Source organism: Providencia sp. PROV116 (genome assembly GCF_028482485.1).
Taxonomy (GTDB): domain Bacteria; phylum Pseudomonadota; class Gammaproteobacteria; order Enterobacterales; family Enterobacteriaceae; genus Providencia; species Providencia rettgeri.
The window spans coordinates 128,344-144,275 of sequence record NZ_JAMPQO010000005.1; the positions used below are offsets into that span (position 1 = coordinate 128,344).

Annotated in this window: 15 protein-coding genes; 12 read left to right on the forward strand and 3 right to left on the reverse strand. The window is 39.2% G+C overall.

All coding sequences use genetic code 11. The features are described from left to right. Positions 1-69: 69 nt before the first annotated feature. Complete coding sequence (locus PSE72_RS04835) at positions 70-1,119, reverse strand: ElaD/SseL family deubiquitinase (protein WP_115167717.1); 1,050 nt, start codon at positions 1,117-1,119, stop codon at positions 70-72. A gap of 277 nt (positions 1,120-1,396) precedes the next feature. On the opposite strand from PSE72_RS04835, the gene modA reads away from it, so the two are divergent. From modA to modC, 3 genes are read left to right on the forward strand one after another with little or no spacing between them, the layout of a single operon-like run. Next, positions 1,397-2,173, forward strand: coding sequence for a molybdate ABC transporter substrate-binding protein (gene modA / locus PSE72_RS04840; protein ID WP_109910958.1), 777 nt, complete (start codon positions 1,397-1,399; stop codon positions 2,171-2,173). 25 nt (positions 2,174-2,198) lie between these two features. Beyond that, on the forward strand, positions 2,199-2,888 hold the full coding sequence (gene modB / locus PSE72_RS04845; RefSeq protein ID WP_094962413.1) for a molybdate ABC transporter permease subunit: 690 nt from the start codon (positions 2,199-2,201) through the stop codon (positions 2,886-2,888). A gap of 1 nt (position 2,889) precedes the next feature. After that, positions 2,890-3,957, forward strand: a complete 1,068-nt coding sequence (modC, locus tag PSE72_RS04850) for a molybdenum ABC transporter ATP-binding protein ModC (protein ID WP_198641788.1) — start codon at positions 2,890-2,892, stop codon at positions 3,955-3,957. Between the two features lie 84 nt (positions 3,958-4,041). On the opposite strand, the gene PSE72_RS04855 is transcribed toward modC, so the two are convergent. Then, a complete protein-coding gene (locus tag PSE72_RS04855; RefSeq protein ID WP_109910960.1) occupies positions 4,042-4,860 on the reverse strand; it encodes a pyridoxal phosphatase in 819 nt (272 codons plus the stop codon). Between the two features lie 754 nt (positions 4,861-5,614). Here PSE72_RS04855 and PSE72_RS04860 point away from each other — a divergent pair. From PSE72_RS04860 to pgl, 5 genes are all read left to right on the forward strand, one after another. Then, positions 5,615-6,316: a Gfo/Idh/MocA family protein gene (locus tag PSE72_RS04860; protein WP_115167715.1), complete on the forward strand. Its 702-nt coding sequence runs from the start codon at positions 5,615-5,617 to the stop codon at positions 6,314-6,316. Between the two features lie 279 nt (positions 6,317-6,595). After that, entirely contained in the window at positions 6,596-7,798 is a 1,203-nt protein-coding gene (locus PSE72_RS04865; RefSeq protein ID WP_115167714.1) for a DegT/DnrJ/EryC1/StrS family aminotransferase, read from the forward strand. A gap of 26 nt (positions 7,799-7,824) precedes the next feature. After that, the gene (locus tag PSE72_RS04870) at positions 7,825-8,223 is read left to right on the forward strand and encodes an NUDIX domain-containing protein (protein ID WP_226537876.1); all 399 of its coding nucleotides are present in this window, start codon (positions 7,825-7,827) and stop codon (positions 8,221-8,223) included. A gap of 31 nt (positions 8,224-8,254) precedes the next feature. After that, entirely contained in the window at positions 8,255-9,049 is a 795-nt protein-coding gene (locus PSE72_RS04875) for an inositol monophosphatase family protein (protein ID WP_109910963.1), read from the forward strand. Positions 9,050-9,165: 116 nt separating this feature from the next. Further along, positions 9,166-10,146: a 6-phosphogluconolactonase gene (gene pgl / locus PSE72_RS04880; protein WP_115167713.1), complete on the forward strand. Its 981-nt coding sequence runs from the start codon at positions 9,166-9,168 to the stop codon at positions 10,144-10,146. Positions 10,147-10,361: 215 nt separating this feature from the next. Here the strand turns inward: pgl and bioA are convergent, their stop codons facing one another. Beyond that, on the reverse strand, positions 10,362-11,630 hold the full coding sequence (bioA, locus tag PSE72_RS04885) for an adenosylmethionine--8-amino-7-oxononanoate transaminase (protein WP_115167712.1): 1,269 nt from the start codon (positions 11,628-11,630) through the stop codon (positions 10,362-10,364). 93 nt (positions 11,631-11,723) lie between these two features. Between bioA and bioB the strand changes: the two genes are divergently transcribed. Genes bioB through bioD form a run of 4 tightly spaced genes read left to right on the forward strand, consistent with a single transcriptional unit; the run spans position 11,724 to position 15,351 of the window. Continuing rightward, the gene (bioB, locus tag PSE72_RS04890; RefSeq protein WP_109910966.1) at positions 11,724-12,761 is read left to right on the forward strand and encodes a biotin synthase BioB; all 1,038 of its coding nucleotides are present in this window, start codon (positions 11,724-11,726) and stop codon (positions 12,759-12,761) included. Then, complete coding sequence (gene bioF, locus PSE72_RS04895) at positions 12,761-13,918, forward strand: 8-amino-7-oxononanoate synthase (RefSeq protein ID WP_115167711.1); 1,158 nt, start codon at positions 12,761-12,763, stop codon at positions 13,916-13,918. Before bioB ends, bioF begins: the two co-directional genes overlap by 1 nt. Next, positions 13,896-14,681: a malonyl-ACP O-methyltransferase BioC gene (gene bioC, locus PSE72_RS04900; RefSeq protein ID WP_115167710.1), complete on the forward strand. Its 786-nt coding sequence runs from the start codon at positions 13,896-13,898 to the stop codon at positions 14,679-14,681. Before bioF ends, bioC begins: the two co-directional genes overlap by 23 nt. Beyond that, the gene (bioD, locus tag PSE72_RS04905; protein WP_109910969.1) at positions 14,674-15,351 is read left to right on the forward strand and encodes a dethiobiotin synthase; all 678 of its coding nucleotides are present in this window, start codon (positions 14,674-14,676) and stop codon (positions 15,349-15,351) included. Before bioC ends, bioD begins: the two co-directional genes overlap by 8 nt. Positions 15,352-15,932 lie beyond the last annotated feature (581 nt).

The window sequence follows — 15,932 nt, forward strand, 5'->3', positions numbered from 1 at the left end:
TTATGTGGCTGATTATAGACCCCCTGACTGTAAATGCAGTCAGGGGGTTTTTCATATTGGAGAGGAATTTCATGATGGTCGGTATTCGTTATCGTAGTAAGTAGAAAATAATTGCCGACGTTCATGAAGATTAAATTGCTCTTGTTCATAAATTGTTTTATTTAAGAAATCTTGGTGGAATTGTTTGAGCGTTTTATCAGGATCTTGCTGAATATTTTCAGTTAATTGCTTCATTGCTGCAATAACAAATAATCCACAGCCATTAGGTACGTTCTGTTGGATGTTTCCTTCTATGTAAGTGATATCTTCTTCAGTAACACCGCCCTTTTTGGCTGCCACTGTTATTTCTTTTCGAATATCGGTACTCACGTTATCGTATGAATTAAATAGAATGCATTTTCTTTTATTATTCGCTGATTGATGTATTGGATCTGCCTGATAGAGCACAAATAAGATCCAATGGTTATCATTAACATTGATAGGGAATAATTCGAATTGGTTTAATGTGTTGCTATTCAAGACTTTTTGTTCAATTATTTCTGCTAATAAATTGTACCCGCTTTGGATGAGGCCTATTGAGTCATTGACCGTCATATTTGATGGCAAAGTTGGGTTATTTTTATTGCTTGCATCAATCTCATCACTTGTTGTCATCCTGTTATTATCCCAAAGAGTGGATTCCGTAGGTTCATTTTTCATCAATAGTTTTGTTAAACCAAGTCTATCAATAACTTTTTCTATTGCAGATCCGACAATATAAAGGAGCTTAGAAGGGGTCGTTAGTTTCGAGTCTTTTAGGTGTTTTTTGGTTTTTGTATTAAGGTGTAATTGATATAATTTTTTGCTAGTTTCTTGTATTTCTTTATCTATACCTTTCTTTGCAGGCAGCTTTCCGCTAAATAAATCAAACAGAATATTTTCTGCTTTTCTTCCCTCACTGTCTTGCCGTAGAGCGATATTGTGTAATAAATCGATACTCTCTAAGTTCCCATTACTAGCCGATTTTGCTAAAGAAGATAAGGTTTCAGATGCTATTTCTTTATCAAACAGTCCATTAAACTGTTCGACTGTTAATTCTGCAATAAAGTACGTACTAAGCTTTGTCGAAAAGGCCACCATATAATTACCTTTGCTATGTCATTTGTAAAAGTGGAATGGAATACTGAAATGTGCACAACTTGTGCCGATAAAGTTATAAGGGCAATAGAAAGTTTTCTATAGAAAAACGATTTGAGTACTTGTGTGTTTTTTCATCAGCTAATTTATCCTTTAGGGAAAACATGCAACAAAATTGCATCATTTCTTGCGCCAGCACACTTTTATCGCGAGTTTGACTTTAAGTTATCGCTGTATCCTGTTATATATAACGTGTCGATAAATACTAGGGTAGATAAAAATGAAAAAAGGTTTGGTATCACTTCTCGCGGGCGCAACATTGACATTAACGATGGCTAGCCACAGTTTTGCAGCTGATAAAATTACGGTTTTTGCCGCTGCATCACTGACTAATGCATTAAATGAAATCTCAGAACAATATAAGAAAGACACCCAAGTTGAAGTTGTTGCTTCTTATGCATCTTCTTCGACTCTAGCTCGTCAAATTGAGCAAGGTGCTCCCGCTAATTTATTCATTTCTGCTGACCAACAGTGGATGGATTACGCTATTGATAAAAAGTTGATGGTCGAAGATACACGCTATACATTATTAGGTAATGAATTGGTGTTAATCGCACCGAAAGATGCAAAAATTGATAAAGTCGAAATCAATAAACAAACGGATTGGAAAAAATTGCTAGATGGTGGCCGTTTAGCTGTTGGTGATCCTGATCATGTCCCTGTTGGTATTTATGCCAAAGAAGCGTTAAGCAATTTAGGCGCATGGGAAACGGTTAATCCACTATTAGCGCGTACGAATAATGTGCGTAGTGGTATGGCATTAGTTGAACGCCAAGAAGCCCCTTTAGGGATTGTTTATGGTTCTGATGCTGTCGCTAGCCAAAAAGTCAAAGTGGTCGGTGTGTTCCCAGCAGATACACATAAACCTGTTGAATACCCAATGGCAATTGTTAAAGATCAAGATAACCAAGCAACGCGTGATTACTATGAATACTTGAAAACCCCTGCGGCTTCAGAAGTATTCAAACGTTACGGTTTTGAACCTCGAACTAAATAAACGTTAAGAGAGTATTTTTTTGCAGATGTTAAGTCCTTATGAATGGGAAGCGATTTACCTAAGTCTAAAAGTATCCAGTGTAGCTGTAATTTTCAGTTTACCATTAGGTATTTTAATGGCATGGGTATTGGTTCGCTGTAATTTTCCTGGAAAAACACTGCTTGATAGTATTATCCACCTACCACTGGTATTGCCGCCAGTGGTAGTGGGGTACTTACTGTTGATCAGTATGGGTAAACGCGGTTTTATCGGTGAATGGTTATATAACTGGTTTGGCTTTAGTTTTACCTTTAGTTGGCGGGGCGCAGCGCTTGCGTCTGCCGTGGTTGCATTTCCACTAATGGTGCGTGCAATTCGTTTAGCGCTTGAAGCGGTTGACCAAAAATTGGAGCTAGCAGCGAGGACATTAGGTGCGACACCATTACGTGTATTTTTCACGATAACCATTCCGCTCTCTCTTCCCGGCATTATTGTCGGAACAGTGTTAGCCTTTGCACGTTCGCTTGGTGAATTTGGCGCCACAATTACTTTTGTTTCGAATATACCAGGTGAAACACAAACCATCCCATTAGCGATGTACACCTTAATTGAAACGCCGGGGGCAGAAGTAGATGCTGCGCGGTTATGTGTCATTGCGATTATTTTAGCCTTGATTTCATTATTGATCTCAGAGTGGCTAACCCGCTGGGGTAAAAAGCGTTTGGGAGTGGCCTAATATGTTAGAACTCGATTTTTCACAAAAATTAGGCGACTTACAGTTAGAAGTTAAAACGCAATTGCCAACGGAAAGTATTACCGCGGTTTTTGGGCTTTCTGGCGCAGGAAAAACCTCGCTTATCAATGTAATTGGCGGGTTAACTAAACCCAATAAAGGGCGTGTTGTACTCAATGGTCGTACATTGGTGGATGTAGAAAAAGGGATTTGCTTACCGCCCGAACAACGCCATATCGGTTATGTATTTCAAGATGCACGGTTGTTTCCTCATTATCGGGTGAAAAGCAATTTGCGTTATGGCATGGCGCCTGAAATGAAAGCCCGCTTCGACGATATTGTCGGGCTGCTTGGTATTGAAAAATTACTCAATCGCTACCCGATAACCCTTTCTGGTGGTGAAAAACAACGAGTTGCCATAGGTCGTGCATTGCTTACAGCCCCTGAAATTCTCCTGATGGATGAGCCGTTAGCCTCTTTGGATTTGCCCCGAAAACGGGAATTGCTGCCGTATTTAGAAAAGCTTTCTCAAGACGTTAAAATTCCGATTTTATATGTCAGCCATAGTTTGGATGAAATTTTGCGTTTAGCAGATAAAGTCATCGTGATGGCACAAGGTAAAGTTAAAGCCTTTGGCGCCTTGGAAGATGTTTGGGCAAGCAGTGCTTTGCGTCCTTGGCTACAGCAAGAAACGTTAAGCAGTGTGGTCAGTGCAACTGTACATAGTCAACACCCTGATTATGAAATGACAGCGGTGATTGTGGGGAGTCAAAAACTGTGGATCCCACGTGTTAACGCACCACAAGGCACTAACGTTCGGATACGTATTGATGCATCGGATGTATCTTTGGTGCTTGAAAAACCACAAGTGAGCAGTATTCGAAATATTTTGGCCGCAGAAGTGGTTGAATGGATTGAAGATGGCGAACAAGTGGATGTGAAGCTAGATTTAGGCGAAGAACATTATTTATGGGCACGTATTACCCGCTGGGCAAGGGATGAGCTGTCTATTCGTAAAGGTAGAAAAGTGTATGCGCAAGTGAAGGCTGTATCGCTATCTCGTCATCTATAATCACTCGTCGTTCTTGGCGCTGTGACAATAGAAAATAAGAAAAGGAAAGCTGAGCTTTCCTTGAATTAATAAAATAATTGGACGTTACAGAACGTACTTACGGATAACTTCAGCAATACCCGGTTCAGTATTAACTCGAGTCACGAGCTTAGCTTGTTGCTTGATTTCATCAACCGCATTACCCATCGCGACACCTAAACCTGCGGTTGTCAGCATACTTAAATCATTGAAATTATCACCAAAAGCGACAACATCATTCATTGTCATCCCTTGGGATTCAACCCATTCCTTTAAGCGTTGGCCTTTACTATTACCTTTACGGCCGACATCCACCTGATCCATCCAAGACCATTCACAATCTAAACCAAAGTCATTTTCAATTTCACTAACGACTTGATGAAGTTGATCTGTATTTGGTGAGCTAACAGCAAATTTCCAAATAGAATCATAGTTATGCATCACATCAGCGTAATCTTCAACAAATTCAATGGTTGGACGCTGTGCAACAGGTAAGGATTCGGCCCAATTTAATGTACGTTTAATGCCTTCTGTTTGTGCGTTATAGAGCATCGCATTATCAACATACATCAAATGTTGAATATCAGTGCCCCGCAATTTGTCGATCATTTGCGTGACTGAATCGAGGGTCATCGGATTAGATTTTAGGACTTTTTTGCCTAAATAATCGTATAGATAAGTTCCGTTGCAGCAGATCGCTGGCGTATCAAGATCTAAGGTTTGATAAAACGGATGAATAGCGACATGATGACGACCTGTCACAATGATGACCTTAACGCCTTGGCGACGGGCTTCCTGTAAGACAGCTAGAGATTCCGGTAGAATTTTCTTTTGGTGATCAAGTAGTGTTCCATCAAGATCGAGCGCAATAACGCGGTATGACATAAACGGCTCCACGTGATTTTAGAGTTATCTATACGATGATTGGCAGCATCAGTATAGGAGATGAGGATATATTGAGCACAGCTATAAACTATCATATTCATGTTAGTAAGCTAAGGTTGTTTTATCATCATAGCGGATAATAGTAACGAACTGAACCGTTTTAGTATCACTATTATTTGTTCTTGGCACGATATATATAGTGGTGTTGGTGTCATTTTTTACAGTTAAAGCGAAATTAAACTAATAGCTGCGATAAATTGTAGATAATATTAATTGGCATTGTTAAATCTAGCTGTTGTTGAGGTTGTCTGTCAGAGACAGATATTCCATATTGTTTAGGTAGATACTTTTGATGTGAAAAGCTCAATATCGACTATGATTTTAAAATTTTAAGATAATGAGGCGTTTTTTTAGTAAATTGCAGAATTGAAATTTCGAACGCTCAAAAAGTTGTTAGCATGGACTCATACTACATTGAAGTGATTTGTGGCGAAGGTTATTTAGATAGTATTTAGCATCTTGCTAGTAAGAATAAAGGGTTTATTGTGGTAGCCAATAAAACTTTGATGTTACATTAAAAAATCAAGTTGAAATAATATACTTCGTTATTTATTAAAAATAAACAAGCATAATATAAAAAGTAATTTTCTTAGATTGTTTTCTTTGTAAAACATTAACTAATATGCATGTCGTTTTAAATTGAAAATAAAATCCATGCGAAATAGTTGGGCCATTAATATGGGGATTTAATTATATGAGGTTGGCGATAATTGGATGTGGGAATATTGTAAGAAAGGAACACATACCTGCATTATGTAGTTTGGGGGTGAGTATTAGTGCGCTGTGTGATATATCGATAAGTAATATTTATAAAACAAAATTATTATTAAATTACAGTCCTCCTACTTATTTATGTTATCGTAAAATGTTCGATGAAATTGAGCCAGATACAATTATTATTGCTCTTCCTCATGAGTTATATGAAAATGTAATTTTTTATTGCTGTAAAAATAATATAACAATAATAAAAGAGAAGCCATTTGCTTTAAATGTCATGCAGGCGAAAAAATTAAAGAATTTAATAATTAAAAATGATATGAGATTTTTTACTGTTTGTCAAAAGAGATATACGTTAGCTTATGAAAAACTGAAAGAATATTTAATCTCAACAGAAGAAAAAGTCTCCCAAATAGAAATAAGATACACTATTCCTAGTAAAAATCCAAATAGTGACTGGAGAAGCAGTCATGCGAGTTCTGGTGGTGGTGTTTGGTTGGATATGGGCTATCACATTGTAAATTTAGTAAACTATTTATTTGATGGAGATGAAATTAATGTTAATTACTCTAGGTTAATAAATACTTCTTCTGGTGAATATGATGTTGATGATGTTGCTTTTGTAGAGTTACAATGCAGAGATACAATTATTTTTATATATATCATGCGTAGGATATAAGAAACATGAAGATGTAACGTTAATAAGTAATAATTGTATTATTTATGGAAATGAAAATATAGTTCAGGTTAAGTCAAAGAAACAAAAAATAATAAATGAATTTAATTTTATTAATGCACTTGAGTCACCATTTGTTCGTATGTATCGAGAGCTTTTTTTCAGTGATTCTCAAGACAGTTTCAATAGTAACTTAGTCAGTTCACTTGCCGTGACCGATATTTTAGAAATTGCTTTCAAAGAAAGTGGTTATAAAGCGATAAAATAAAAAGGAATGGAAGTATGATGAAATCAAAATACTGTAAGTTTAGTCATCCAATTATTACAGATGAAATTAAAGATAGTGTTAATAGGCAACTTTTTGAAGATATCTCAATTTATGATAATGGTGGAATTTACGAGCGCCTAGAAAGTACATTTAAAGAAATTTTTGATGTAGAAAATGCAATTGCTGTTAATTCTGGTACTACAGCATTATTTTCCATGTTTTATGGTGCTGGTATAGGCCGAGGGGATGAAGTAATAGTCCCTAGCTATACATTCTTTGCTACATGCTCTCCACTCCACCAGCTAGGCGCTGAGCTAAAATTTGCAGACTGTGGGGATAATGGCAATGTAGATCCAAAATCCGTAGAAGCCCTGATTAGCGATAAAACAAAAGCGGTGATTATTACACATATGTGGGGGATACCGTGTGATATGGATGAACTGATAGATATATGCGAACGACACGAAATTCTTTTATTAGAAGATAGTTCTCATGCACATGGAGCAACTTGGGATGGCAAAATGATTGGGAGTTTTTCTGATGGTTCTGCTTGGAGTTTTCAGGGTAAGAAAATACTAACTTCAGGCGAAGGTGGCTTCTTTGCCACTAAGCATCGTGAATTCTACGAACGAGCTGTGTTAGTCGGGCATTTTAATAAGCGTGCAAAAAAGGAAGTGAACACTGATAGTTTAAGAGATTTTGCTATTACAGGGACTGGCCTTAATTTACGAATGCACCCACTTGGTGCTTCGGTTGTTATGCCTCAGATGCTAAACTTTGAGCAGATGATGCAAGAAAAAAGGGAAACTGCTCATTTATTGAAAACTGGAATTGAGCAGATCGATGGTTTAAAGATAGTTCGCATTCCTAAAAAAGCGAACCCAGCTTGGTATGCCATGCCAGTTATGTTTGATAAGTCTAAATTTTCAATTGGTCTGCATGAATTCGTAGATATATTAAACCAAGCTGGTGCACTTGAGGCTGATATACCTGGCTCAACGTGCCCTATCAATGAATATTCTCTCTTTCACTCACCAAATAAAATCTCTCGTGACTATGGTGAGAAAATTCGAATTAATAAAGCTTATTTCGGAAATGCTATAAAATTTCACAATAGTATGTTTAAGTTGGATATTTGGTACGGAGAAGAGCGTTTCAATTTTATTGATAATTATTTATCAATCATTTCATCTGTTACAGAGAAGTATCGAAGATGATAGAAAAATATATCCCCCATTCAGTCATGTCCAAACTTAAAAACTATGATCGTGTTGTTGTAGGCGGTTTAATCAAAGCTGGACATGATTCAAAAATTCTTTTTTTGAAGCGTTCAGAAGGCGAGTTCATGCCAAATGTATGGGAAATTCCTTCTGGTGGCATGGAGTGTGATGAAGATATGCAGACAGCGCTTAGTCGTGAAATCGCAGAAGAAACCGGAATGATAATTATTGAAATTTCTGGGTTTTCCGGTGCGGTTGAGTACCAAGCAATGGGCCAACGTTGTATCCAATTAAACTTTAATGTTTCATGCTCTGGTCATGTTTGTTTAAGCTCTGAGCACTCAGATTTTGCATGGTCTACTGTTGAATCATTCAAGGGAAATCTTGATCGTTTTATGTTGAGAACGTTAGGGTTGCAATGAGTTACCAAAAAGCTAGTTAAGGAGTTCTACAGTGTTAAATATTGCTTTAGAAGCCGCGAATACTGCTAGTAAATATTTACTAAAAGGTTTTTACGAAGCTGGTACATTTACCAGAAAAATAGATAACACCATTGTTACCGCTACAGATCTTAAAGTAGAAAATGTGATAAGAGAAGTACTTCAGGCGAGAACTCCACATATTCCTATTTTAGGGGAGGAGTTCGGAACAAATATTGAAGGTGAATTTTCTACCGGATGGATAATAGATCCTATTGATGGAACACGAGCATTTTTGTATGGCGTTCCATTATTTAGTACGTTAATTGCTTATGTTGAAAGTGGCATTCCCCTTGTCGGAGTTATATCATTTTCCGCTATTGATTCTATATATTATGCATCGTTAGGGAACGGGTGTTGGTCTAAAAAAGGTGATCTTGCACCAAAACGGATATGCACTCAGATAAAAAAAACGAAAAAATTAGGCGAAGCTGTTGTTTCGATATCAGGTATACACAGTACCAATTTTGATAACAGAGAAGGTAACAAAGCTTACAATCTATCAAATGTCGTTAATTCTGCTCAAGATATGGTTTTTATAAATGATTGTTATCAGCATTTAATGGTAGCAGCAGGAAGGATCGATTGTGCTATTGATACGTTAATGAAACCATGGGATATCGCGGCTATTTTACCTTGCCTTACTGAAGCTGGAGTTTATTATGCAAACATTAATGGTAATAAAACAAACGTGATCAATGGGGGAAGTTTGGTGTCAGCATCCTCCTCTGAGTTATTGGATGAATTAATTGTAGCTTTAAATTCATGACGCTGAACTTTGGCGCTATTTACTCACTGTGATTTGCATAATATAGGGTATAGTGAAGCCAATGTAGTGGACTATAGATGCGGTTTTGTATTTTTATCATGAATTAAGGAGTCAGGATGAATCAGGTTGTTTATATTGCGAGCCCCGAGAGTCAGCAAATTCACGTATGGTTGATGAATGAGGTTGGGGAACTTACTCTTTTACAAACAGTAAAAACACCGGGCCAAGTGCAACCTATGGTATTAAGCCATGATAAAAAATACCTTTATATTGGTGTGCGCCCGAATTTTCGTGTTGTAACCTATGAAATTGAAGGCAAAGGGACACTGCGTTTAAAAGCAGAAACATCCGTTCCAGGAACGCCAGTTCACTTATCATTGGATAACACGGGCAAATATTTATTTGTTCCTTCATATCATCAACATAATCTATCAGTTCTGACTATCAATGATGAAGGTGTACCAAACCAAGTCGTTCAAGTGATTGAAGGATTGCAAAATCCACATTCGTCTCATGTTGATGTTGATAATCAACAGCTTTGGGTGCCTTGCTTAGGTGAAGACCATATCCGTTTATTCGATTTACATGAAAATGGTTATTTAACCGAAGCAACTGCAGACCAAATTACTACGGCTGAAAAATCTGGCCCTCGTCATCTGGCCTTCCATCCGACTGAAAAGGTCATTTATTGTGTGAATGAGTTAGATTCAACGGTAGGCGTATATCGTAAATTCACTCGCTATCGTAACATGCAAACCTTGGCAAATTACCCATTAGGTAACGAAAGCCAGCGCTGGGCTGCCGATATCCATATTACGCCAGATGGCCGCCATTTGTATGTTAGTGAACGTTCTGAAAGCTACCTCAGCCACTATCTGGTTTCTGATGACGGTTGCGAGCTAACATTAGAAGCACGTTACCCAACAGAGACGCACCCAAGGGGCTTTAATATTGATGCGACAGGTCGTTTTTTAATTTCCAGCGGGCAAAAATCAGACCACATTTCAGTTTCTGAAATTGACCCGATTACGGGGAAATTGCGTTTATTATCACGCTATGGGGTAGGGAAAGGACCTATGTGGGTCACTATCCTTTAATCTTCGTCATACTTCGAGCTATAGCGGTGTTGGCTTCACTCGGCTACTTGGGTCACATACTGGTGTATGCTCCCCAAGATATCCTCGATTGCCGCCTTGCTATAACTCGAATTATTTAGAAGATTATCTAGTTAAAAATCTAGTTAAAAATCTAGTTAAAAATCCAGTTAAAAATCCAGTAAAAATCGACTTCGATTAAGATTGAATTTATTGAGTTATCCCAACACTTTTGCCATCGTATTCGTCACTTTGCTCAGTTGCTCTGGGGTGATGATGTACGGTGGCATTACATAAATCAGTTTGCCGAATGGGCGAACCCAAACACCATTTTCCACAAATACTTTTTGCAAAGCCGCTGTGTTTACAGGTTTCTTCATTTCAATCACGCCAATTGCACCGAGAACTCTCACATCTGCTACGCTAGGATGGGATGCTAATGGTGTTAGCTCAGCCTTAAGTTGTTGTTCAATAGTGGTAATTGTTGTTTGCCAAGGGCTATTGAGCAGCAAAGTCAGGCTAGCATCTGCAACGGCACAGGCAAGTGGGTTGCCCATAAAGGTCGGGCCATGCATAAAACAACCCGCTTCCCCATTGCTAATAGTTTCTGCAACGTGGCGGGTTGTGATCGTTGCCGAAAGGGTCATATAACCACCGGTTAATGCCTTTCCTAAACACATAATATCCGGTGATATATTTGCATGGTGGCAAGCAAACAATTTGCCCGTACGACCAAACCCCGTAGCGATTTCATCGGCAATTAATAATAGACCATATTGATCGCATAAATGGCGAACTCCCTTTAAATATTCAGGGTGATAGATGCGCATTCCACCAGCGCCTTGAACAATCGGTTCAAGGATGATCGCTGCAATTTCATGGCTATTTTCGGCAAGTTGTACTTCAAGAGGGTGTAAATCTGCACTGTTCCATTCATCGTAAAAACCGCATTGAGGAGCTTCCACAAAAATATGCGGAGGTAAATACCCCTTATACAGGCCATGCATTGAATTATCAGGATCGCATACGGCCATTGCACCGAAGGTATCTCCATGATATCCATGGCGTAACGTGAGGATACGTTGACGTTTTTCCCCTTTGGCTTGCCAATATTGCAATGCCATTTTCAGAGCAACTTCAACCGCCACTGACCCTGAATCGGCAAGAAAGACACATTCGAGTGGCTCTGGTGTGATTGCAACCAACTGCTTGCATAGGTTCACTGCGGGTGGGTGCGTAATTCCGCCAAACATCACATGGGACATTTTTGCTAATTGCGTTGTGACCGCTTGGTTTAATACAGGGTGATTATAACCATGAATGGCTGCCCACCATGAAGACATCCCATCAATTAATTTTTTCCCATCGGCCATGATTAGCTCAGCTCCATGGGCTTCAACAATCGGATAAGCCGGAATTGGCTGGCTCATCGAGGTATAAGGGTGCCAAATATGTTTGGCATCAAATTGAATATCTACGTTATTCATTTGCTATCATCGTCAACTTTTTTATCTCATTTTAGTTGACATGATAATCACAATATTTAAACTGGCAACAACTTTTTCAACTGGAGCGTTTCCGTGAGCCAATTAAAACAGTGGACAATAAAACAAGCTAATGAACTGTTTTCAATGCCTTTTTTTGAACTATTATTTCAGGCACAGCAAATTCATCGCCAACATTTCGACCCCCAGCAAGTGCAAGTCAGCACTTTGTTATCGATTAAAACTGGGGCTTGCCCTGAAGATTGTAAGTATTGCGCGCAAAGCGCCCGCTATAAAACAGGACTAGAAACTGAAAAATTAATGGAAGTTCAGCAAGTTCTGGAATCGGCGAAAAAAGCAAAACAAGCAGGTTCAACCCGTTTTTGTATGGGCGCGGCATGGCGTAACCCGAAAGAACGCGATATGCCTTACCTTGAAATGATGGTAAAAGAAGTGAAGTCACTCGGCATGGAAACCTGTATGACTTTAGGGATGATTGATAATTCCCAAGCTCAACGCTTAGCAGAAGCAGGATTAGATTATTATAACCATAACCTTGATACCTCTCCAGAATACTACGGCAATATTATTACGACTCGCAGTTATCAAGATCGCTTAAATACACTCGAAAATGTACGAGATGCAGGGATCAAAGTCTGCTCGGGTGGGATTTTAGGCTTAGGTGAAAAAGTTAGTGACCGAGCGGCCTTATTAGTCCAATTAGCCAATTTACCGAAACCGCCAGAAAGTGTGCCGATCAACATGTTGATGAAAGTTGAAGGCACCCCAATGGCAGATAACGAAGATGTCGATGCATTTGATTTTATTCGTACTATTGCCGTTGCACGCATCATGATGCCAACGTCATACGTTAGGCTGTCTGCAGGCCGTGAATACATGAATGAGCAAACCCAGGCATTATGTTTTATGGCCGGTGCAAACTCCGTATTCTATGGGTGTAAATTATTAACGACGCCAAACCCTGACGAAAACAAAGACTTGGCGCTATTCAGAAAACTGAATATTAACCCTGAGCGTTTTGAAACCGACGAAGGGGATAACCATCAAGCTGCTAAGTTAGCCGAAACGTTGTTAACTGCTGATAACGCTCAATTTTATAACGCTGCAGTATAATGACTTGGCAATCATTTATACAAAACCAGATAGCGCAGCGTAAGCAGGCGTCTATCTGGCGTCAACGTCAGTGCATTGATCATGCGAATGGTAGGTCTCTTTATTTTTCCGGAAAAGAATATCTCAACTTTTCATCCAATGACTATTTGGGGTTATCTCACCATCCCCAAGTGGTTGCCGCTTGGCAACGTGGTGCCGATAAATATGGCGTGGGGAGTGGGGGATCGGGACATATCACAGGGTTCACCAAAGCGCATAATAAATTAGAGCAAGCGCTCGCTGGTTGGCTAGGCTACCCAAAAGCCTTATTGTTTATTTCTGGATTTGCTGCGAACCATGCGGTGATCACCGCATTAATGACGGAAAAAGATCGTATCTTAGCGGATAAGCTCAGCCATGCATCGATCATGGAAGCCTCGATTCATTCGGGGGCTCAATTAAGGCGCTTTCAGCATAATAATCCATTATCACTCGAAAACTTAATCCACAAGCCTATTTCGGGAAAAACGCTTGTTGTGACGGAAGGCGTTTTTAGTATGGATGGTGATAGTGCTCCCCTTCAACAATTACAGGAAATAGCAAGAAATCAGCATGCTTGGTTGATGGTTGATGATGCACATGGTATTGGCGTTATCGGAGAACAAGGTCGTGGTAGCTGCTTTGCGAGTGGGGTTAAACCTGAAATTTTAGTCGTGACATTTGGTAAAGCATTTGGTTTAAGTGGCGCAGCGGTGCTGTGTGATGAGCCAACGGCTGAATTTTTCATCCAATCTGCACGCCATTTAATTTATAGCACTTCGATGCCTCCGGCTCAGGCCGTTGCTCTTCTGGCGGCCGTTGAGCAAATTCAGCTTGCGGATCAGGCACGAGAAAATCTTAAGCAACATATTGAATATTTTAGACATAATGCTGATTTTCATGGCATGCAACTGACTGATTCAACGACGGCTATTCAGCCATTAATTGTTGGCGAAAACCAAGCTAGCCAACAGTTAGCCAATTTTTTACGCAACAAAAATATTTGGGTGCAAGCGATTAGGCCGCCAACGGTTCCGCCCGGGAGTGCTAGGCTACGGATCACGTTAAGTGCTGCACACCAACGTCAAGATATCGATCAATTATTGGAGGCTTTACATGACTTTATCGCTCAGTCGTGAAAAGCATAAAATTGCAGCGGCATTTGGCCGTGCAGCTAAAAGTTATGATGCAGTGGCAAGTTATCAACGATCAACAGGAACACAACTCCTTGATCATCTGACTTCAGCCTTAAATCACTCACAATCAACGGCGCCATTGCATATTTTAGATGCAGGGTGCGGTACGGGCTATTTTAGCTATAAATTGAAAAACCAAGGGCATCGCGTCACTGCATTAGACCTTTCTGTGGGAATGCTTGAAATGGCACAAACGAAAGCCGTGGCCGATCACTATTTATGTGCTGATATAGAATCCATTCCATTAGATTCACAAACCTTTGATGTGGTTTTTTCAAGTTTATCGGTCCAATGGTGCCAAGATCTGAGTAAAGCATTAAGCGAATTGTATCGGGTGACAAAACCGGGTGGAGTTGTGGTGTTCACTACGCTTGCAGAGCATTCTCTCACAGAATTATCTTCAGCTTGGCATTCACTTGATGGCTATTCGCATGTGAATTCCTTTCTCAGTGTTCAACAGATACGAAATAGTTGTCAGTCATGGAGACATAAACTTATTTTTCAGAAGGATACACTCTATTTTCCTGAGTTAATAGCGTTGCTCCATTCATTGAAAGGGATTGGCGCGACACATTTGACCACTGGGCGTAAAGCTGGGCTAGTGACTCGCCAGCATTTGCAGCAACTTGCTTTGCTCTATCCAATGACAGAGCAAGGCCTACCTTTAACTTATCATACGGTGTTTGGAGTGATTTTCCGTGACTAAAGTGTATTTTGTAACAGGAACGGATACAGAAGTAGGGAAAACCGTTGTAAGTTGTGCTTTACTGCAAGCCGCAGGTTATCAAGGTTTGAACACGGTGGGCTTTAAGCCCGTTGCATCTGGAAGTGAACTCACGGTAGACGGGTTGCGTAATAGCGATGCGTTATTATTACAAGCCAATAGCCGAGTAAAATTACCTTATCAGGTGATTAACCCGATTGTGTTTGAAGCACCCACTTCGCCACATATTATCAGTGAAGAATTAAATCAACCTATTGAATTTTCAATAATCAATCAAGGGTTGGCTTATTTGAAATCTCAAGCTGATTGGTTATTAGTGGAAGGTGCTGGTGGCTGGTATACCCCGTTATCCGTAGAAAAAACGTATGCAGATTGGGTGATTGAACAGCAGTTACCCGTTATTTTAGTGGTTGGTGTTAAGTTAGGTTGTATAAACCATGCATTGTTAACCATGGAATCTATCGAGGCTTCAGGTTTGCCTGTGGCTGGCTGGGTCGCCAATGAAGTTGAACCTGCTGGTCGTTTCCAAGCACAATATTTGCTGACACTTAATCGAATGATTAAGGCACCTTGTTTAGGTGTGATCCCACATCAAGACACTCTTAACGGTGAATTAGGCAGCTATTTAGATCTTTCTTTATTAACTCTTTGATTATATAAAATTTATAAATATTTTACCCCAAGTAAGTCAAGTGCTTGGGGCTGATCAATTGTTAAATAGAGATCCGATCTTTTTTAACGTTCTCAACTGAAATACTGTCAAGTATTTCAGTAAAAATACCACTCAGATCTTAATAAAAAAGATAAAATCTGTTTTTCATCGCAGTTACTACGTAAAAATTTTTTCATTAAACTGCCATCTTTTTGTCATTTAGCCTCCATTGAACAAATCTTAGGGATCTTGTGAATCCATGAGCCTAAAGGGCTTCAAGAGTTATCCACCATTTCTGTGGATAACCTTGTGTATTAACGTTATAAAACAAGTTCTACGCTAGGCGACAAGCGGCTTTGACTTTATTTGATGTGATTCTGGACTTTAAATTAATTTTTAATAAATACAAATGGTTAAATAAAATCAAGCCTTCAATTTGCATTTGAGATACGGCATAAAAATGCAATAGCATAAAATATAAAGTTTCAAAAAGGTCAAGCACTTTTTTGGGGATAACATTTTTATAAACATATTAGAACGGAGAATAACAGAAAATTTAGCTTCAATACTTGAAGCTGGTT